Source organism: Pseudomonas tritici (assembly GCF_014268275.3).
In the GTDB taxonomy this organism is placed as follows: Bacteria; Pseudomonadota; Gammaproteobacteria; order Pseudomonadales; family Pseudomonadaceae; genus Aquipseudomonas; species Aquipseudomonas tritici.
Window position 1 is genome coordinate 5,415,734 of the sequence record NZ_CP077084.1, and the last position, 17,816, is coordinate 5,433,549.

General features: G+C 59.7%; 18 protein-coding genes. 8 read left to right on the top strand and 10 right to left on the bottom strand.

Features of this window, described 5'->3' with window-relative positions:
- Nucleotides 1-78 precede the first annotated feature (78 nt).
- On the top strand, nucleotides 79-552 hold the full coding sequence (locus HU722_RS24715; protein ID WP_016974903.1) for an Lrp/AsnC family transcriptional regulator: 474 nt from the start codon (nucleotides 79-81) through the stop codon (nucleotides 550-552).
- 102 nt (nucleotides 553-654) lie between these two features.
- Here HU722_RS24715 and catA read toward each other — a convergent pair whose 3' ends face one another.
- Genes catA through HU722_RS24730 form a run of 3 tightly spaced genes read right to left on the bottom strand, consistent with a single transcriptional unit; the run spans nucleotide 655 to nucleotide 3,056 of the window.
- Complete coding sequence (gene catA, locus HU722_RS24720; RefSeq protein WP_065874671.1) at nucleotides 655-1,584, bottom strand: catechol 1,2-dioxygenase; 930 nt, start codon at nucleotides 1,582-1,584, stop codon at nucleotides 655-657.
- A 41-nt stretch (nucleotides 1,585-1,625) separates the two neighbouring features.
- Nucleotides 1,626-1,916, bottom strand: a complete 291-nt coding sequence (gene catC, locus HU722_RS24725; RefSeq protein WP_065874670.1) for a muconolactone Delta-isomerase — start codon at nucleotides 1,914-1,916, stop codon at nucleotides 1,626-1,628.
- Between the two features lie 12 nt (nucleotides 1,917-1,928).
- Nucleotides 1,929-3,056, bottom strand: coding sequence for a muconate cycloisomerase family protein (locus tag HU722_RS24730; RefSeq protein ID WP_065874669.1), 1,128 nt, complete (start codon nucleotides 3,054-3,056; stop codon nucleotides 1,929-1,931).
- Between the two features lie 114 nt (nucleotides 3,057-3,170).
- Between HU722_RS24730 and HU722_RS24735 the strand changes: the two genes are divergently transcribed.
- On the top strand, nucleotides 3,171-4,046 hold the full coding sequence (locus HU722_RS24735; RefSeq protein ID WP_065890044.1) for a LysR family transcriptional regulator: 876 nt from the start codon (nucleotides 3,171-3,173) through the stop codon (nucleotides 4,044-4,046).
- 133 nt (nucleotides 4,047-4,179) lie between these two features.
- Here HU722_RS24735 and HU722_RS24740 read toward each other — a convergent pair whose 3' ends face one another.
- Nucleotides 4,180-5,160, bottom strand: a complete 981-nt coding sequence (locus tag HU722_RS24740) for an AraC family transcriptional regulator (protein WP_065874667.1) — start codon at nucleotides 5,158-5,160, stop codon at nucleotides 4,180-4,182.
- Nucleotides 5,161-5,472: 312 nt separating this feature from the next.
- Between HU722_RS24740 and antA the strand changes: the two genes are divergently transcribed.
- The 4 genes from antA to HU722_RS24760 all read left to right on the top strand — a co-directional run bounded on the left by antA (nucleotide 5,473) and on the right by HU722_RS24760 (nucleotide 9,913).
- Nucleotides 5,473-6,864 carry an anthranilate 1,2-dioxygenase large subunit gene (gene antA, locus HU722_RS24745; RefSeq protein ID WP_065890046.1) on the top strand — a complete coding sequence of 464 codons (1,392 nt, stop codon included), beginning with the start codon at nucleotides 5,473-5,475 and terminating at the stop codon, nucleotides 6,862-6,864.
- On the top strand, nucleotides 6,864-7,355 hold the full coding sequence (antB, locus tag HU722_RS24750) for an anthranilate 1,2-dioxygenase small subunit (protein WP_065874665.1): 492 nt from the start codon (nucleotides 6,864-6,866) through the stop codon (nucleotides 7,353-7,355). The genes antA and antB overlap by 1 nt, the downstream gene beginning before the upstream one ends.
- Nucleotides 7,356-7,429: 74 nt before the next feature.
- Complete coding sequence (antC, locus tag HU722_RS24755) at nucleotides 7,430-8,437, top strand: anthranilate 1,2-dioxygenase electron transfer component AntC (RefSeq protein WP_065874664.1); 1,008 nt, start codon at nucleotides 7,430-7,432, stop codon at nucleotides 8,435-8,437.
- A 72-nt stretch (nucleotides 8,438-8,509) separates the two neighbouring features.
- Nucleotides 8,510-9,913, top strand: coding sequence for an amino acid permease (locus tag HU722_RS24760; RefSeq protein ID WP_065890048.1), 1,404 nt, complete (start codon nucleotides 8,510-8,512; stop codon nucleotides 9,911-9,913).
- Nucleotides 9,914-10,058: 145 nt separating this feature from the next.
- Here the strand turns inward: HU722_RS24760 and kynA are convergent, their stop codons facing one another.
- The gene (gene kynA, locus HU722_RS24765; RefSeq protein WP_065874662.1) at nucleotides 10,059-10,916 is read right to left on the bottom strand and encodes a tryptophan 2,3-dioxygenase; all 858 of its coding nucleotides are present in this window, start codon (nucleotides 10,914-10,916) and stop codon (nucleotides 10,059-10,061) included.
- On the bottom strand, nucleotides 10,913-11,563 hold the full coding sequence (kynB, locus tag HU722_RS24770) for an arylformamidase (RefSeq protein ID WP_065874661.1): 651 nt from the start codon (nucleotides 11,561-11,563) through the stop codon (nucleotides 10,913-10,915). The genes kynA and kynB overlap by 4 nt, the downstream gene beginning before the upstream one ends.
- A 285-nt stretch (nucleotides 11,564-11,848) precedes the next feature.
- On the opposite strand from kynB, the gene HU722_RS24775 reads away from it, so the two are divergent.
- Nucleotides 11,849-12,193 carry a cupin domain-containing protein gene (locus tag HU722_RS24775; protein ID WP_049711538.1) on the top strand — a complete coding sequence of 115 codons (345 nt, stop codon included), beginning with the start codon at nucleotides 11,849-11,851 and terminating at the stop codon, nucleotides 12,191-12,193.
- Between the two features lie 48 nt (nucleotides 12,194-12,241).
- Here the strand turns inward: HU722_RS24775 and mmsB are convergent, their stop codons facing one another.
- Nucleotides 12,242-13,129: a 3-hydroxyisobutyrate dehydrogenase gene (mmsB, locus tag HU722_RS24780; RefSeq protein ID WP_065880781.1), complete on the bottom strand. Its 888-nt coding sequence runs from the start codon at nucleotides 13,127-13,129 to the stop codon at nucleotides 12,242-12,244.
- A 14-nt stretch (nucleotides 13,130-13,143) separates the two neighbouring features.
- Nucleotides 13,144-14,661, bottom strand: coding sequence for a CoA-acylating methylmalonate-semialdehyde dehydrogenase (locus tag HU722_RS24785; protein WP_065874659.1), 1,518 nt, complete (start codon nucleotides 14,659-14,661; stop codon nucleotides 13,144-13,146).
- A gap of 132 nt (nucleotides 14,662-14,793) precedes the next feature.
- On the opposite strand from HU722_RS24785, the gene HU722_RS24790 reads away from it, so the two are divergent.
- Nucleotides 14,794-15,741: a LysR family transcriptional regulator gene (locus HU722_RS24790; protein WP_065874658.1), complete on the top strand. Its 948-nt coding sequence runs from the start codon at nucleotides 14,794-14,796 to the stop codon at nucleotides 15,739-15,741.
- 275 nt (nucleotides 15,742-16,016) lie between these two features.
- Here the strand turns inward: HU722_RS24790 and HU722_RS24795 are convergent, their stop codons facing one another.
- Together HU722_RS24795 and HU722_RS24800 are read right to left on the bottom strand one after the other, a co-directional pair.
- Nucleotides 16,017-16,964 (bottom strand): LysR substrate-binding domain-containing protein, encoded by a 948-nt coding sequence (locus HU722_RS24795; protein WP_065880782.1) that lies wholly within the window; start codon nucleotides 16,962-16,964, stop codon nucleotides 16,017-16,019.
- Nucleotides 16,964-17,812 carry an EamA family transporter gene (locus HU722_RS24800; protein ID WP_065874656.1) on the bottom strand — a complete coding sequence of 283 codons (849 nt, stop codon included), beginning with the start codon at nucleotides 17,810-17,812 and terminating at the stop codon, nucleotides 16,964-16,966. Before HU722_RS24800 ends, HU722_RS24795 begins: the two co-directional genes overlap by 1 nt.
- Nucleotides 17,813-17,816: the final 4 nt, after the last annotated feature.

The window sequence follows — 17,816 nt, forward strand, 5'->3', positions numbered from 1 at the left end:
GCAAAGTGGTAGGTAACAGGCTAATTAAGCTGTAGGAAATTCGAATTTAACCTCCAAACACGCGGATTTATTCTAACCATGATTCTCGACGCCACCGACCTGCGCCTCCTGCATTTCCTGCAACAGGACGGCCGTATCAGCAACCAGGAGCTGGCGGAAAAAGTTGCCTTGTCGCCTTCCGCCTGCCTGCGCCGTTTGCGCCTGTTGGAGAGTGAGGGAATCATCAGCGGCTACCGCGCAGTGCTGAATGCCGAGCAATTGGGAATCGAGCTGGAAGCCATCGTCCACCTGTCGTTACGCCAGGACGTGGAGGATTGGCATGAGACGTTTATCAAGAAGGTGCAGGGCTGGCCGGAAGTCGCCAGTGCCTATGTGATCACGGGCGCCAGCAACTATGTGCTGCGCGTGCAGGCGAGGAATCTGAAGCACTTTTCCGACTTTATCGTGAACCACTTGAACCGCACGGCGGGGGTGATGGATATCCGTTCGGAGATTGTGTTGCAGAAGATCAAGGATCGGGATGAGGTGCTGGATCTGGTCATCCGCAAATAGCGCCAACCACAAAACCCTGTGGAAGCTGGCTTGCCTGCGATAGCGATGGTGCATTCACCACCGCTATCGCAGGCAAGCCAGCGCCCACATTTTTAACCGCGCTTAGTCTTCGAGGGCGCGTACGCGTTGCATGCGCTTTTGCTCTAACGGCGCGTCAGCCACCTGCAATTCAAAGTCAAAATCAATCTGCGCAAACCGCCCCTCCACGCCGAACTCCTGCGCCAGTTGCGGGTCGTCACTGAAGCGAATCTGCGCAATCAATTCATCCCGCGTGGCGTAGGCAAAATCATCATGCAGGTACGGGTCATCCGACAGGTTGATCTGCGTGGTCAGGTGCCGATGCCCCGGCGCCGAGATAAAGAAGTGGATATGCGCCGGCCGCTGTCCGTGACGCCCGAGTTGATCGAGCAGTTGCTGGGTCGGCCCGCTCGGCGGGCAACCGTACCCCGACGGCACGATGCTGCGAAAACGGTAGTTGCCCTGGGCATCGGTCTCGATGCGACGGCGCAGGTTGAATTCGGATTGCGTCGGGTCGAACCACGAATACGTACCCCCGGTGTTGGCCTGCCACACATCCACAATCGCCCCCGCCAACGGCTTGCCATCGATGTCACGCACCTGCCCGCGCATGAACAGCGGCACCGCATCATCCTTGCCATCATCCAGCCGTGCCTCGTACTTCGACAACGGTGCCCCGGCCACGTACAACGGGCCTTCGATGGTGCGCGGGGTGCCGCCGGACTTGCCGGCCTCTTCATCGGCGGCGTCCATCAACAGGTCCAGGTAATGCTCCAGGCCCAACCCGGCGGCGAGTAAACCGGCTTCCTGGTTTTTGCCCAGCTCGTTGAGGTAGTTGACCGCTTTCCAGAACTCTTCCGGGGTCACCTCCAGGTCTTCGATGATGTTCACGGTGTCACGCAGGAGCCGGTAGATCAGCGCTTTAGTGCGTGGATTGCCGCCGTCGTTAAGGTTGCCGCTGGCTTCTTCGAGAAACTGTTGGGCATGGGCAGTCTGGGACAGTCGGGTGGACATGGTGCATTCCTCATCTTGTAGTTATTGGTTTGAACATCGGCCTAGCGGTCATCCTCATGGATCGACGAAGGGTGACGGCACAAGGCATTCACTTCGATAGCCATGTAGGGGTAAAGCGGCAGCTGCATCAGCAGGTCGTGCAGTTCCTGCACACTGTCGACGTCAAACACGCTGTAGTTGGCGTAGTGCCCGGCAATGCGCCACAGGTGGCGCCATTTGCCGTCTTGTTGCAGGCGTTGCGCCAAGGCTTTCTCATCGGCCTTGAGGCTGGCTGCACGTTCGGGGTTCATGTCGACGGGCAGGTTCACGGTCATTTTTACGTGGAACAACATGGAAGACGCCTCTTAGTGTTTGTCACGACGGAAGAACGCCAGGCGCTCCTCATCGATGGCCAGGCCCAGGCCCGGTGCGTTGGAGACATGCAGCTGAAAATCGCGATAAACCAGTGGCTCGGTGAGGATGTCTTCGGTCAGCAGCAACGGACCGAACAGTTCGGTGTCCCACGCCAGTTTGTTCAGCGTGAGAAAGGCATGCGCAGAAGCCAGCGTGCCGATACCGCCCTCGAGCATGGTGCCGCCGTACAGGCCAATACCCGCCGCCTCGGCAATCGCAGCCGTGCGCAACACTGCGCGGGGGCCGCCGTTCTTGGCGATTTTAAGGGCGAACACCGACGCCGCGCCTTCGCGGGCCAGGTTGAAGGCATCCTCGACACACTCAATGGACTCATCGGCCATGATCGGCGCCGGGCTCGACAGGTTGAGCCGGGCCATGCCGCCACGGTTATTGCGTGAGATCGGTTGTTCGATCAGGTCGACCCCGTTGTCGCCGAGCACCTTGCACGCCCGTAGTGCCACGGCTTCATCCCACGCCTGGTTGACGTCGACACGCACACTGGCACGGTCGCCCAGGGCCTTTTTGATCGCGATCACATGGGCCAGGTCATGGCTGACTTCGCCCGCACCAATCTTCAATTTGAAGATGCGGTGGCGGCGCAGGTCGAGCATCTTTTCTGCCTCGGCAATGTCCTTTTCGGTGTTGCCGCTGGCCAGGGTCCAGGCCACCGGCAACGCGTCACGCACACGGCCGCCGAGCAACTCGCTGACCGGCAGGTTCAGGCGTTTGCCCAGCGCGTCGAGCAAGGCGCTTTCGATACCGGACTTGGCAAAGGTGTTGCCGCGAATGCTGCGTTCCAGGCGCAACATGGCCGCGTTGATATTGCTCGCGTCTTGGCCAATCAACAGCGGTGCGAAGTGGCGGTCGATGTTGACCTTGATGCTGTCGGGGCTTTCATTGCCGTAGCTCAGGCCGCCAATGGTAGTGGCTTCGCCGATGCCTTCGATACCGTCGGCGCAGCGCAGGCGGATGATCACCAGCGTCTGGTTTTGCATCGTGTGCATCGCCAACTTGTGCGGGCGAATGGTGGGGAGGTCGACGATGACGGTGTCGATCGACTCAATGGCGCAAATCGGCATGGCTATACCCGTTGGGTTCTTTTTAGAGTTGCGCCGATTCTGTTCCGCATCTTTCGAGGCTTCCAATATAGAATTAGTCTCGACCAATACCCTAAAGGTATGAAAGGAGCCGTCATGGAACTGCGTCACTTGCGCTATTTCCAGGTGCTGGGAGAAACCTTGAACTTCACCCGCGCCGCCGAACGCCTGCACATCGCCCAGCCGCCGCTGAGTCGGCAGATCCAGCAATTGGAGGATGAGTTGGGCGTGATTTTGCTGGAGCGTGGCCGGCCGCTGCGGCTGACCGAGGCCGGGCGGTTCTTCTATGAGCACGCCAATGTGCTGCTGGAGCAACTGAACAAAGTCTGCGACAACACGCGTCGCATCGGCCAGGGTGAAAAGACCTGGCTGGGTATCGGTTTTGCACCCTCGACCTTGTACGGCGTGCTGCCTGAATTGATTCGGCGATTGCGCAGTCATGAGGCGCTGGAGCTGGAATTGGGGCTGTCGGAGATGACCACCTTGCAGCAGGTCGAGGCGCTCAAGGCCGGGCGGATTGATGTGGGGTTCGGACGGATTCGTATCGACGATCCGGCCATCGTCCAGCGTGTGCTGGTGGAGGAACGGCTGGTCGCCGTGTTGCCCGCCGGTCACCCCTTGCTGGGCGCGCCCGCCACCCTCACTCAGCTGGCCGCCGAGCCGTTTGTGCTTTACCCCGGCAACCCGCGCCCCAGCTATGCCGACCACGTGATTGCGCTGTTCGACGCCCATGGCTTGAGCCTCAAGGTGGCGCAGTGGACCAACGAATTGCAGACCGCTATCGGGCTGGTCGGCGCCGGGATGGGGGTGACGTTGGTGCCGGCTTCGGTGCAGGTGCTGCACCGGGCGGATATCGGCTATACGCCGATTGTGGAAGCCACGGCGACGTCGCCGATCATCCTCAGCCGACGGGTGAATGATCAGTCGCCGGGACTGAATCATTGCCTGCAACTGGTGGAAGAATTGATCTGAGCCCTCCCAAACACTGAGGATCCAATGTGGGAGCTGGCTTGCCTGCGATAGCGCTTGGTCAGTTGGCACATCTATCGGCTGGCCCACCGCTATCGCAGGCAAGCCAGCTCCCACAGTTTGATCTTCATTGTCTTCAGATACTGCGCATGCGCTTGCGCTGCTGGGTCTGGCTGGGGGATTCGTCGAACAGCTTTCGGTATTCGGCCGAAAATCGCCCCAGGTGGGTAAAGCCCCAGCCCAAGGCGATCTCGGAGATCGTACGGGTGGGGCCATGCTCGAGGATTTCTTGGCGCACGGCAGAAAGCCGGTATTTCTTCAAATAAGCCATCGGCGACAGCGCGAAGTACTTACGAAACGCATCGAACAGCTTGAACCGCGACACCCCCGCAGCTGCTTCGAGGTCTTCAAGGTGCACGACTTCGCGAGCGTTGTCGTGGATGTACTGGCGCGCACGGATCAGGTAGTGCGGCAGTTTCACGCCCAATACGTCGCGCAGTTCTTCGGAGTAATTGTTCGGCTGGGCCAGAATCAGGCCCTTAATCAACGAACTTTCCAGGTCGCGGGTGAACGCAGCCTGCTCATACAACTCGCTGCCGTGTTCCAGCTCCGCAATGAAGTAACGCGCCATGCGCCACCACGACGCTGAAGCGCCGTCCACCGCGTCCATCACCGACTCAAAGCGCAACGGCGCCTCAATCGGCCGATGCAGCAACCCTTCCAGGGACTCGCTCATCGCTGCGCGCGTGATCACCACCTGCAACTTGCGACAGTCACCGGAAATCGCCAGCACCTGGTGCTCGTTAGGCGAGATGATCACCCCTTGGTCACGGTTGGAACTCAGGCGCTCGCCGTTCTTGCTCAATTCCTGCTCGCCCACCAGCGGCAGGCTCAGGCTATAGCTGCTGAAATGCTCGGCGTCTTCGATGTCGATGGTCACGTCGGTGCCGTATTCGATCACGCCCAAGGTAGTGGCGCGCGACTTGAACACGTTGGCGCTGTGATGAAAACGCAGGCGTTCGGGCGTGGCGGTGGCCAGGCGATGGGGCCCGCAGATGCCGGACATCCAGCTGCGGGCGCCTTCCAGGTCGAAGCGTTGAATCGTTTGGCTGCTCATCAGGGTGCACCCACGGCGGTTAGGCTGTTGCGCGCTCTGGCGGCGCGTCGTTGTTGTTCGACAGCAAATAATGCGCCACGCCAGCGCAATGGCCAGCGAGTGGATAGCAATGGTCGATTAAGTGGATAAGACACCGACTTTTCCGACCATTGTCCAGCAAGACAGTAGCGCATTCCGTCACCGGCCTGCACCGGGTTGGGTATTTGCTGCCCAATTATCCGGCGCAGGTTCCCCCATTAAGCGGATAGCCCGCGCCCTGCCCCGCTGCCTCTAATGAACCACCGTTTAGCCCCAATCAAAAAGGTGCCTCCCATGAGTGGTGCAAGAAGCGTCGAGCAATGGAAAAGCTTTATCGAAAGCTGCCTGGATTTTCGCCCCGCAGATGAAGTGTTCCGCATCGCCCGCGACATGTTCACCGAACCGGAACTGTTCGACCTGGAGATGGAACTGATCTTCGAAAAGAACTGGATCTACGCCTGCCACGAAAGCGAGCTGGCGAACAACCACGACTTCGTGACGATGCGTGCCGGGCGCCAGCCAATGATCATCACCCGCGATGGCGACGGCCAGCTCAACGCGCTGATCAACGCCTGTCAGCATCGCGGCACCACATTGACGCGAGTCGGCAAAGGTAATCAGTCGACCTTCACGTGCCCATTCCACGCCTGGTGCTACAAGAGCGATGGCCGGCTGGTGAAGGTCAAGGCGCCGGGGGAATACCCGGAAGGTTTCGACAAAGCCACACGCGGCCTGAAAAAAGCCCGCATCGAAAGCTACAAAGGGTTCGTGTTTATCAGCCTGGACGTGAAGGGCACGGACAGCCTGGAAGACTTCCTCGGCGATGCGAAAGTGTTTTTCGACATGATGGTCGCCCAGTCCGCCACCGGCGAGCTGGAAGTGCTGCCGGGCAAGTCCGCCTACACCTACGATGGCAACTGGAAATTGCAGAACGAAAACGGCCTGGACGGTTATCACGTCAGCACCGTGCACTACAACTACGTGGCCACGGTGCAGCACCGCCAACAGGTGAATACCGAGAACGGCAGCGCGTCCGGCACCACTCTGGACTACAGCAAACTCGGCGCCGGCGACGCGAACACCGATGACGGTTGGTTTGCCTTCAACAACGGCCACAGCCTGTTGTTCAGCGACATGCCCAACCCCAGCGTGCGTTCCGGCTACGCCACCATCATGCCGCGCCTGGTCGAAGAGCACGGCCAGCAAAAGGCCGAGTGGATGATGCACCGCCTGCGCAACCTGAACATCTACCCGAGCCTGTTCTTCCTCGACCAGATCAGCTCGCAACTGCGCATTATCCGGCCGATGGCGTGGAACAAGACCGAAATCATCAGCCAGTGCCTGGGGGTGAAAAACGAGTCGGACGCCGACCGCGAAAACCGTATTCGCCAGTTTGAAGATTTTTTCAACGTTTCGGGCATGGGCACGCCGGACGACCTGGTGGAGTTTCGCGAAGCCCAGCGTGGTTTCCAGGGCCGGCTGGAGCGCTGGAGCGATATCTCGCGCGGCAGCCATCGCTGGGCAACCGGGCCCACGCCCAACAGCGAAGCCATCGGCATCCAGCCGGCCATGACCGGCACCGAGTTTACCCACGAAGGCCTCTACGTGAACCAGCACCGCAACTGGCAGCGGTTTCTGTTGGATGGCCTGGACCGACAAGCGCTGAAACTGCGGGAGGTGGAATGATGAACGCGCACCTGCAATACCAGATAGAGCAGTTTTTCTACCGCAAATCCGAGCTGTGCGACGCCCAGGACTGGGATGCCTATGTGCAACTGTTCGATCCGCAGAGTGAATTCCACCTGCCGCAATGGGACTCGGAACACGTCTACACCCGTGACCCCAAGCGCGAGATGTCGTTGATCTATTACGCCAACCGTTCGGGCCTGGAAGACCGCGTGTTTCGGTTGCGCACGGGTAAGGCGGCGTCGGCGACACCCATGCCGCGCACACTGCACCTGATCAATAACGTGCGGATTGCCGAGCAGGCGGGTGGGGCGCTGGAAGTGCGATTGAACTGGCACACGTTGTTTTATCGGATGGCCACTTCGGAGCAGTTTTACGGGCAGGCCACTTACAGCCTCAAGCCCCATGGCGACAGTTGGTTGATTACGCGCAAGCACGCGTTGCTGCTCAACGACAGCATCAACTCGGTGCTGGACTTCTATCACTTGTGAACACCTCCCACGTAGCAGCTGTCGAGCCTTGGCGAGGCTCGACAGCTGCTACGGGGTGTTTGGAGCACAATCAGATGAATCACAAAGTGGCCTTCAGTTTTGCCGATGGCAAGACCTTGTTTTTCCCAGTGGGCGCCCATGAAATCCTGCTGGACGCGGCGCTGCGCAACGGCATCAAAATCCCTCTGGACTGTCGCGAAGGCGTATGCGGCACCTGCCAGGGTCGTTGCGAGTCAGGCGATTACAGCCAGGATTATGTGGACGAAGAAGCGCTGTCGAGCCTCGATCTGCAACAGCGCAAGATGCTCAGTTGCCAGACGCGGGTGAAGTCCGACGCAACGTTCTATTTCGACTTTGATTCAAGCCTGTGCAATGCGCCCGGTCCGGTGCAGGTGCGAGGCACGGTGAGCGCGGTGCAGCAGGTGTCGGCGAGTACGGCGATCCTGCAGGTGCAGTTGGATCAAGCGCTGGATTTTCTGCCGGGCCAATACGCACGCCTGTCGGTGCCAGGCACGGACAGTTGGCGGTCGTATTCCTTCGCCAACCTTCCGGGCAATCAACTGCAATTCCTGATCCGCCTGCTGCCCGATGGGGTGATGAGCAACTACATCCGCGAGCGCTGCCAGGTCGGCGATGAGCTGTTGATGGAGGCGCCACTCGGTGCCTTCTACCTGCGCCACGTCACCCAACCGCTGGTGCTGGTGGCAGGCGGAACCGGGTTATCGGCTTTGCTGGGCATGCTCGACGAACTGGCCGCCAATGGCTGCGACCAACCCGTGCACCTCTACTATGGCGTGCGCGGTGCCGAGGACTTGTGCGAAGCGGCGCGCATCCAGGCCTACGCCTCAAGCATCGCGGACTTCCGCTACACCGAAGTCCTCAGCGCCCCCTCAGAGGATTGGCCCGGCAAGCGCGGCTACCTGACCGAGCATTTCGACTTGGCCGAATGGCGGGACAGATCGGCGGATATGTACCTGTGCGGCCCTCCTCCAATGGTCGAATCCATCCAACAATGGCTGGCGGATCAGGCACTTGATGGCGTTCAGCTGTATTACGAAAAGTTTACGCAGAGTAATATCTGACCCCTCAGCACTTCTGAGGGGTTGGTGCTGCGTGCAATCGACCCTGAGAAAAACAAGTAGAAGGGAATGTTAATGGCGGATGACATGGTTAACCCGGTAGGCCTCAAGCGTGGCCTGAAGAACCGACACATTCAGCTGATCGCCTTGGGAGGGGCGATCGGCACGGGGTTGTTCCTCGGCTCGGCCGGGGTGCTCAAGTCGGCGGGGCCGTCGATGATCCTCGGTTACGCGATTGCCGGTTTTATCGCGTTTCTGATTATGCGCCAGCTCGGCGAGATGATCGTCGAAGAGCCCGTGGCGGGGTCCTTCAGCCACTTCGCCCACAAATACTGGGGCGGCTACGCAGGCTTCCTGGCGGGCTGGAACTACTGGGTGCTCTACGTGCTGGTGGGCATGGCCGAACTGACGGCCGTGGGCAAGTACATCCAGTTCTGGTGGCCAGAGATCCCGACCTGGGTCAGCGCCTTGGTGTTCTTCGTCGCGGTGAACCTGATAAACACCCTGAACGTGAAGTTCTTTGGTGAGACCGAGTTCTGGTTTGCGATCATCAAGGTGGTGGCGATTGTCGGCATGATCGTGCTTGGCTGCTACCTGCTGTTCAGCGGCACCGGCGGCCCGCAAGCCTCGGTCAGCAACCTGTGGAGCCACGGCGGGTTCTTCCCGAATGGTGGCATGGGGCTGTTGATGTCCATGGCCTTCATCATGTTCTCGTTTGGCGGCCTGGAACTGGTGGGCATTACCGCCGCCGAGGCCAGCGAGCCGCGCAAAGTGATCCCGAAAGCGATCAACCAAGTCGTCTACCGGATCCTGATCTTCTACGTCGGCGCACTCACCGTGCTGCTGTCGCTGTACCCATGGGATCAACTGCTGCAAACCCTCGGTGCGTCGGGCGATGCCTACAGCGGCAGCCCGTTTGTGCAGATCTTCTCGCTGATCGGCAACGACACCGCTGCGCACATCCTCAACTTCGTGGTGCTGACCGCGGCGCTGTCGGTGTACAACAGCGGCGTGTACTGCAACAGCCGCATGCTGTTCGGCCTGGCCGAGCAAGGTGATGCGCCAAAAGCGTTGATGAAACTCAACAAGCAAGGCGTGCCGCTGCGGGCGCTGGCGATTTCTGCACTGGTGACGATGCTGTGCGTGGTGGTCAACTACGTCGCGCCGCAGAGTGCGCTGGAGTTACTGTTTGCGCTGGTGGTTGCCTCGCTGATGATCAACTGGGCGTTGATCAGCATCACCCATATCAAGTTCCGTAAGGCCATGGGCGAGCAAGGCGTGACACCGTCGTTCAAGACCTTCTGGTTCCCGTTCAGCAACTACCTGTGCCTGGCGTTCATGGTGATGATCATCAGCGTGATGCTGGCGATTCCAGGGATTAACAAGTCGGTGTATGCGATGCCGGTGTGGGTGGGGATTATCTATGTGGCCTATCGGTTGCGGGTTCGCAGGAGTAACGCGGTAGTCAACGCACAGTGATCCCTGTGGAAGCCGGGCTTGCCCGCGATAGCGGTGTATCAGTCGCTGAATGTGCGAGCTGATATACCGCTATCGCAGGCGAGCCAGCTCCCACAGGTTTGATTGCATTCCAAATGAAAAGCCCCGGTAATCCGGGGCTTTTTGTTTAGAGCGTTGAGCGTACTCGCCACAACTCGGGGAACAACACCGTGTCGAGCATCTTGCGCAAATAGCCCACGCCTTCGGTGCCGCCAGTACCCGGCTGGAAGCCGATAATCCGCTCCACCGTGGTCACATGGCGGAAGCGCCACTGACGGAACGAATCCTCCAGGTCGATGAATTTCTCGGCCAACTGATACAAATCCCAGTACCGGCTTGGATCGCGATACACCTCGCGCCACGCCGTCTCCACGGATTCATCGTGAACCGTCGCCGCCGTCGGGTCGCGCTCGGCACGTTTCGGGTCAATCGCCAAACCCGCCTTTACCATCAGGTTGATCGCCTCGTCATACAGCGATGGCGTAGCAATCGCCACTTTCAACTCATTCAACAGCTCCGGCCGATGGGCGTGGGGCCGCAACAGCGCCGCGCTTTTATTGCCGAGGATAAATTCGATCTCACGGTACTGGAACGACTGGAACCCAGACGACTGCCCGAGGAACGGCCGAATGGCCTTGTACTCCGACGGCGTCATCGTCGCCAGCACCGCCCAGGCGTGCACCAATTGATCAAAGATCCGCGAGACCCGCGCCAGCATCTTGAACGCCGGCGGCAACTCGCCCAGGCGCACGTGTTCGCGGGCGGCCTTGAGCTCGTGGAGCATCAGTTTCATCCACAACTCAGAAGTCTGGTGCTGGATGATGAAGAGCATTTCGTTATGGTCCGGCGACAGCGGGTGCTGGGCGCTGAGGACTTTGCCCAGGTCCAGGTAATCGCCGTAGCTCATGGACTCGGAAAAATTCAGTTCGGCGTTATGCCATTCTTCCGGGGGTTGGTAATCAGGCGAGAAAGGACATTGGCTCATCGCGTGGGCTCCTTGAGCGGGCGGAGAATGGCGCGAACCGGGCTGGCGTCGAGGTTGGCAAAACGCAGCGGCAGCGCGATCAGTTCATAGTCGCCCTCCGGCACGTCATCGAGCACGATGCCTTCCAGAATCGCCATGCCATGGCGGAACACGGCGTTGTGGGAATCCATGGTCTTGGACTGCTGCGGGTCCAGGGACGGGGTGTCGATACCGATCAAACGCACACCCAGGCTGGCCAGCAGCTCGATGGTTTGCGGGGCGATGGCGGTGAAATTCGAATCCCATTGGGTCAGTGGCGCTTGTGGATAAGTGCGCAGCAACACACGCTCGGGCAACTTATCCACACGGCCTTCCAACTGATGCGGCTGCACCAGTGCGCCGCTGTCCAGGCAATGCAGCACCCGGCACGGCCCCATGTACACGTCCAGCGACACTTCACCGATCGGTGCACCGTCGGCGCTGTAATGCAGCGGTGCATCCACATGGGCGCCGGTGTGCGGCGACAAGGTAATGCGCCCGACATTCACCGGGCACTCCGGGCCGAACTGCCACACGCGCTCTTCCTGGAACGGCGTATCGCCCGGCCAGGTCGGGGTCGCCGTACTCAAGGGTGGGCTGATGTCCCACCACGTTTTTATTGGGTTCATTTGAAGGCTCTCGACGGGTACTGGGGTGAATGATACGAGGGCCTGCTGCGAATTTTCTTGCGAATTCTGGCGCGAAGCGGGAAATCTTTCGCACTTACTGCGAGGAATGGGTGGATTGGCGCATAAAGCTATCGCTCAGCCTTACAGCATCCCCCCTGTGGGAGCCGGTGATTCAACGATCATCAGGTAGCTGCGCTTCTGGGCATCCCAATGTCGAGTCCAGACCACTGGCGCAACGCCCAAGGCCTTAGGGTGGATCTTTCCATTCACTGCCCTGGAGTCATCATGTCCACGCCCATCACCGTACTGCGCGACACCCACCCCCTGCCGGTCCTGGACGCGTGCAAATGGGAAAAGCTCGAAGGCGACCCACACACCGTCAACCTCAACGCCTACACCAGCGAAGACGGCAGCAAGATCATGGGCACCTGGATCTGCACACCGGGCAAGTGGTATGTGGACTACGTGAAGTGGGAATACTGCCACTTCCAGGAAGGCTACTGCATCATCACGCCAGAAGGCCTGGAGCCGATTCACTTGCGGGCTGGGGATATCTTTGTGGTGGAACCAGGGATGAAGGGGACGTGGGAAGTGGTCGAGACGGTGCGTAAGTATTTTGTGTTTGCTTGAGCCGCAAAAAACCGGGAGCCCGCCACAGGCAGGCCCCCGGAAAACGCCCTATTTGGGCTTGCGATAGCTGTTGATAATCGCCGAGAAGTCCTTGCCCCCTTCCCCACGCTGGCTCATTGATTGATACAACTGCTGGGCCACGGCGCCGAGGATCACCGGCTGCTTGGCCTGGCGCGCCGCTTCAGTGGCCAGGCCCAAATCCTTGAGCATCAAGTCGGCACCAAACCCACCGGTGTAGCCACGGGACGACGGCGCGGTTTCAATCACGCCCGGCCATGGGTTGTAGGTGTCGGAACTCCAGCAACGCCCGGTGGAGCTGTTGATAATGCCCGCCAGCACTTGCGTGTCGATACCCAACGCATCGCCCAGGGCCATGGCTTCGCTGACGCCGACCATGCTGATGCCCAGCAACAGGTTGTTGCAGATTTTGGCGATTTGCCCGGTGCCCACGTCGCCGCAATGCACGATATTGCGGCCCATCTGCGCCAGCACCGGTTGCAGGGTGGCGAACAGTTCCGGGTTGGCGCCGACCATGAAGGTCAGCGTACCCGCCTGGGCGCCACCCGTGCCGCCAGAGACTGGCGCGTCAGCCACGGCCACGCCTTGCTTGGCCGCTGCAGCCGCCACATCGCGGATGGTTTGCGGGTCGATGGTGCTGCAATCCACTGCGGGTACGCCCTTGCCGATGCCAGCGAGTACGCCGTCTTCATTCAGCCAGACGCTGCGCACGTGGGCTGCAGCCGGCAGCATGGTGATCACCAGCTCCGCGCCGTTGGACGCATCACGCGGTGAGTCGCTGATAGTGCCGCCCAACTCGGCCAGTTCCTTGAGCACCGTCTGGTTCAAGTCGAACAGGTTCAGCGCGTGGCCGGCCTTGATCAGGTTGCGAGCCATGGGCGCGCCCATGTTGCCCAAGCCGATAAATGCAATCTTCATGGTCGTCTCCCGAATCAGCGCAGGTTGATGGTGGTGTTGACGCCATCGTTGACTGTGTCGTCATCGAACCAGCGGCTGGTGACGGTTTTGGTCTGGGTGTAGAACTGCACCACTTGCTTGCCGTACGGGCCGAGGTCGCCGAGCTTGGAACCGCGGGAACCGGTGAAACTGAAGAACGGCACCGGCACCGGAATCGGGATGTTGATGCCGACCTGGCCTACATCGATTTCGCTCTGGAACTTACGCGCCGCCGCGCCGCTCTGGGTGAACAGGCCGGTGCCGTTGCCGAACGGGTTGGCGTTGACCAGTGCGATGGCCTCATCCAGGGTGTCGACTTCCAGCACCACAAGCACCGGCCCGAAAATTTCCTGGGTGTAGATTTGCATGGAGGGGGTCACGCCCGAGAACAGGGTCGGGCCGACAAAGTTGCCTTGCTCGTAGCCCGGCACCTTGATGTCGCGGCCGTCCAGCTCCAGCTTGGCGCCTTCTTTCACGCCGCTTTCGATCAATTCCAGGATACGTGCCTTGGCGCGCTTGGAGATCACCGGGCCCACATCCGTGCCCGCTTCGCTGCCCGCGTTGACCTTGAGCTTTTGCGCCAGCGCCTTGAGATCCGGCAGCCACTGCTTCGACGCGCCCACCAGCACCACCACCGAGGTGGCCATGCAACGCTGGCCTGCCGCGCCGAAACCGGCGCCGACCAGGGCATTGAGGGTGTGTTCGCGGTTGGCATCCGGCAGCACCACCGCGTGGTTCTTGGCACCCATCATCGATTGCACGCGCTTGCCGTGTTTGCCGGCCAGGTCGTAGACGTGAGTACCCACGGCAGTCGAGCCAACAAAGGACACGGCCTTGATGTCTTTGTGGGTGCACAGCGCATCCACCACATCCTTGCCGCCGTGCACCACGTTGAGTACGCCGGCCGGCACACCAGCTTCCAGCGCCAGCTCCACCAGCAGCATGGTCGACAGCGGATCCTGCTCGGACGGTTTAAGGACGAACGTGTTACCGCAGGCAATCGCCATCGGGAACATCCACAGCGGAATCATCGCCGGGAAGTTGAACGGGGTGATACCGGCGCACACGCCGATGGGTTGGCGCAGCGTGTAGGTATCGACGCCACCGGCGACGTTTTCAGCGAATTCGCCCATTTGCAGGGTGCCGATGGAACACGCGTGCTCCACCACTTCCAGGCCACGGAAAATATCGCCCTCGGCATCGGCAATGGTCTTGCCCTGCTCGTTGCTGAGCACCACGGCGATGCGCTTGGAATGTTCGCGGATCAAGGCTTGCAGCTTGAGCATGATGCGCATGCGCGCGCCGATCGGCGTCAGCTTCCAGGTCTGGAAGGCGCGATGGGCGGCGTCGATGGCGGCGTTCACTTCATCGGCCGTGGCGAACGGGACTTTGGCCAGCACCTGCTGGGTGGCCGGGTTGACGATGTCTTGCCACTCGGTGGTCTTGGACTCGACCCACTCGCCGTTGATCAGCAACTTGACCTGTTGCACGGAAATATCGGCAGATGCGTTCATGTGGTCTCCAAATCTTATAGTTATGCAGAGAACCAAGGCGTTGAATCGCCTTGAAGAATGAGGCGTTCGGACTGTTTTTGGAGTATAGATGTGCAAATCTCTAATAAGAACGCACATAAAAGCCGGACCAATATGCAAAAAAACATCACGTCGCTGGGCTCCCTGAACTGGGATGACCTGAAGTTTTTCCTCGAAGTGGCCCGCACCCGCAAGGCCAGCGTGGCCGCCAAGCGCCTGGCGGTGGACTACACCACCGTGTCGCGGCGCATCAGTTCACTGGAAGCGTCCCTCGGCACCCTGCTCTTCGAAAAATCCCGGACCAACGGCTTCGTCCTCACCCCCGAAGGCCAGCGTTTGCTGGGCTACGCGGAGTCCATCGAAAGCACCCTGCACATGGCTTGCGAACAGGTGTCCGGCTCCGGCGTGGCACTGTCCGGCCATGTGCGCATGGGCTGCACCGAAGGCTTCGGCAGCTTTTTCGTCACCCCGCAATTGAGCCACTTCGTCGACACCTACCCGGCGATCTCAGTGGACATCCTGCCCCTGCCCCACTTCATCAGCCTGTCCAAGCGCGAAGCCGACATCGTTATCGCCCTGGAGCGCCCGGAACACGGGCCCTACGTGTGCTGCAAATTGTGTGATTACAAACTGCAGCTGTACGCGACCCAAGAATACCTGGACCAACACCCGCCGATACAACGCCCGGCGGATTTGGCTGAGCATCCGTTCATCAGTTATGTGGATGACCTGGCGTTCAGCTCGGAGCTGCTGTACCTGGCGAACGTGGTGCCCGGCGCCAGCGCCAGCCTGCGCAGTACCAGCGTGATCGCGCAGTACGTGGCGGCGCAACAGGGGCGGTCGATGGCGATATTGCCGTGCTTTTTGGCGGCGCAGGATCCGCGGTTGCTGCCGGTGCTGGGGGCGCAGATTGCGATCACACGGCAGTTCTGGATGTATTGCCGGGAGGATTTGAGGAAGTTGAAGCGGATCACGTTGTTGTGGGATTACATCAGGGAAGTGACGGAGCAGAATCAGGGGTTGTTGATGGGGGAGACGCGGGAGATCAGGTTCGCGGATTAAAGGGCCATCAACGATGATTCGCTTTAAATAGCAGGACGTTTCCTAGAGGCTCTCTACCCCATTGCGCCTTACCGTTTGGGTCACTAGCCTCCTGACTTCGCTGCTCATCAGCGATCGGGTTTAGCGACTCTGATTAGTTGGGATGTGATGCCCAAGTATTGCCAGGCTTTTTATCTGTCTTTACCGTTTTATGGCGGCTGTACGCGGGAGACCTTCGGGTCTGCCGATAAGCGAACACCGTTCGAATGCGGGAGGAGCCTTGCTCCTTCCTACATTTAAACCGCACCAGCCCCGGCAATTTGCGGATACCGAGCCCGAACTTCGCGCAGAAACTTACTCGCACTGGTCTTGAGCCATTCAATCAGCCGAGCGATATCCGGCTCTAATTGCCGCCCGTTTCGACAAATGATGTAGTACGCCGCTGGCGACATCATCGCGGGGCTTTTCAACGCAACCAACGCGCCGTCTTCCAATTGGTCGTATACCAACGCAGTCCTGCCCAGTGCGATGCCTGTGCCCTTCACCGCCAGGCTGATCGCCAGGCTCGAATCCGGAAATCGCGGCCCATGGTGATAAGGCGGCGCCGCCAGCCCCTGAAACGCAAACCAGCTTTCCCACCCCGGACACACCTGATCGTCCACCCGATGAATCAGCGGGTACCGGGAGACATCCTCCAGTGAAATATCCCCCTTCAACCGTAGAAATTCCGGCGAGCAAACGGGAAATACTGCGTCGCACATCAGCAGTTCAACATGATGATCCGGATAATCGCCGTACCCCATCACCACCGCGACATCGTATTGATGAGCTTCCAGGCTGGTGCTGTTCATATCGGCGCTAGTCAACACCAGATCAAGGTTGAACGAGGCCTCTGTGTGCGACCCATGCATCCTGGGGATTAGCCACGTCGAACAGAGAGAAGACGTGCATGAGAGGTACAACGGTCGGGATTTACCGGGGTTGAGAGATTGCAGTACCCCATCCAGCGCCTTGAAAAAACCATCGGTAACCGGCAACAAGGCTTGCCCCGCCGGCGTCAGCTTGACGCCGCGTGAATGCCGCTCAAACAACTGCACGCCCCACCATTCCTCCAGGCCCGCAATTTGATGACTAATGGCGCTGGCAGTGAGGTTAAGCTCAGACGCCGCACGCGCAAAACTACCGGTTTGCGCAGCGCTGACGAACGCTTGAAGCATCGGTGTGGGAGGCGGACGCTGAGCCATCAGGTGCTCACTTTGATCAAGATGATCCCGCTAACAATGACGAATGCCGACAGCATACGTCGCCAGCCGAACCGTTCATGAAAAAACAGCGCGGCAATAATGGCGCCGATAATAACACTGGTTTCCCGCAGCGCTGAGACCTTGGCCACCGCGTCCAGCGACAACGCAAACAACACCAGTGCGTAGGACGCCAAGTAAAAAACGCCGCCTAATAGGCCGACTCGCCAATGCCCACGTATGGCTTGAGCCAAAGCCGAGCGCTCTTTGGAAAATGCCAGCAGTGGGATCGGAATACTCTGGAACACCGTCAGGTAGATGATGTACTGCAGCACCGTCTCGCTGGCTCTTACACCTTTGGCGTCCACTACCGTGTAAGACGCGATAAACGCTCCAGCGCACACCGCCATCAGGATCGGCTTGAACATCTGCGCCGTCATCCTGTGCACGAAGGTCAGGCTGATAATTCCCACACATATCAGCGACACCCCCACCAGCGCCTGAAGTGACAACTGTTCATGCAGCAGAAAGTAGGAAAACAGCGCGACCAATACCGGCGGTACCCCACGCATCACCGGGTAAACCTGACCGAAGTCACCCGTTTCGTACGCTTTGACCAGAAATAACCGATAGACCGTATTGAGTATCACCGAGACGAGGATATAACCCCCTACCTCCAGGCTCGGCACACTGACAAGAGGCAACGCCAGCAGGCATATCACCAGCGCGGAGCCATCCACCATGGCCAAGGTCATGAAGCGACTGCTACCGGCGCGGACTACGGCGTTCCAAGTGGCGTGCATAAAGGCAGAGATCAGGACCAGCGTGATCGCGATATCGGAGTTGTCCATGGGG

Coding starts and splice junctions, on each gene's coding strand:
- HU722_RS24715 (WP_016974903.1), top strand. CDS start 79: ATGATTCTCGACGCCACCGACCTGCGCCTCCTGCATTTCCTGCAACAG.
- catA (WP_065874671.1), bottom strand. CDS start 1,584: ATGTCCACCCGACTGTCCCAGACTGCCCATGCCCAACAGTTTCTCGAA.
- catC (WP_065874670.1), bottom strand. CDS start 1,916: ATGTTGTTCCACGTAAAAATGACCGTGAACCTGCCCGTCGACATGAAC.
- HU722_RS24730 (WP_065874669.1), bottom strand. CDS start 3,056: ATGCCGATTTGCGCCATTGAGTCGATCGACACCGTCATCGTCGACCTC.
- HU722_RS24735 (WP_065890044.1), top strand. CDS start 3,171: ATGGAACTGCGTCACTTGCGCTATTTCCAGGTGCTGGGAGAAACCTTG.
- HU722_RS24740 (WP_065874667.1), bottom strand. CDS start 5,160: ATGAGCAGCCAAACGATTCAACGCTTCGACCTGGAAGGCGCCCGCAGC.
- antA (WP_065890046.1), top strand. CDS start 5,473: ATGAGTGGTGCAAGAAGCGTCGAGCAATGGAAAAGCTTTATCGAAAGC.
- antB (WP_065874665.1), top strand. CDS start 6,864: ATGAACGCGCACCTGCAATACCAGATAGAGCAGTTTTTCTACCGCAAA.
- antC (WP_065874664.1), top strand. CDS start 7,430: ATGAATCACAAAGTGGCCTTCAGTTTTGCCGATGGCAAGACCTTGTTT.
- HU722_RS24760 (WP_065890048.1), top strand. CDS start 8,510: ATGGCGGATGACATGGTTAACCCGGTAGGCCTCAAGCGTGGCCTGAAG.
- kynA (WP_065874662.1), bottom strand. CDS start 10,916: ATGAGCCAATGTCCTTTCTCGCCTGATTACCAACCCCCGGAAGAATGG.
- kynB (WP_065874661.1), bottom strand. CDS start 11,563: ATGAACCCAATAAAAACGTGGTGGGACATCAGCCCACCCTTGAGTACG.
- HU722_RS24775 (WP_049711538.1), top strand. CDS start 11,849: ATGTCCACGCCCATCACCGTACTGCGCGACACCCACCCCCTGCCGGTC.
- mmsB (WP_065880781.1), bottom strand. CDS start 13,129: ATGAAGATTGCATTTATCGGCTTGGGCAACATGGGCGCGCCCATGGCT.
- HU722_RS24785 (WP_065874659.1), bottom strand. CDS start 14,661: ATGAACGCATCTGCCGATATTTCCGTGCAACAGGTCAAGTTGCTGATC.
- HU722_RS24790 (WP_065874658.1), top strand. CDS start 14,794: ATGCAAAAAAACATCACGTCGCTGGGCTCCCTGAACTGGGATGACCTG.
- HU722_RS24795 (WP_065880782.1), bottom strand. CDS start 16,964: ATGGCTCAGCGTCCGCCTCCCACACCGATGCTTCAAGCGTTCGTCAGC.
- HU722_RS24800 (WP_065874656.1), bottom strand. CDS start 17,812: ATGGACAACTCCGATATCGCGATCACGCTGGTCCTGATCTCTGCCTTT.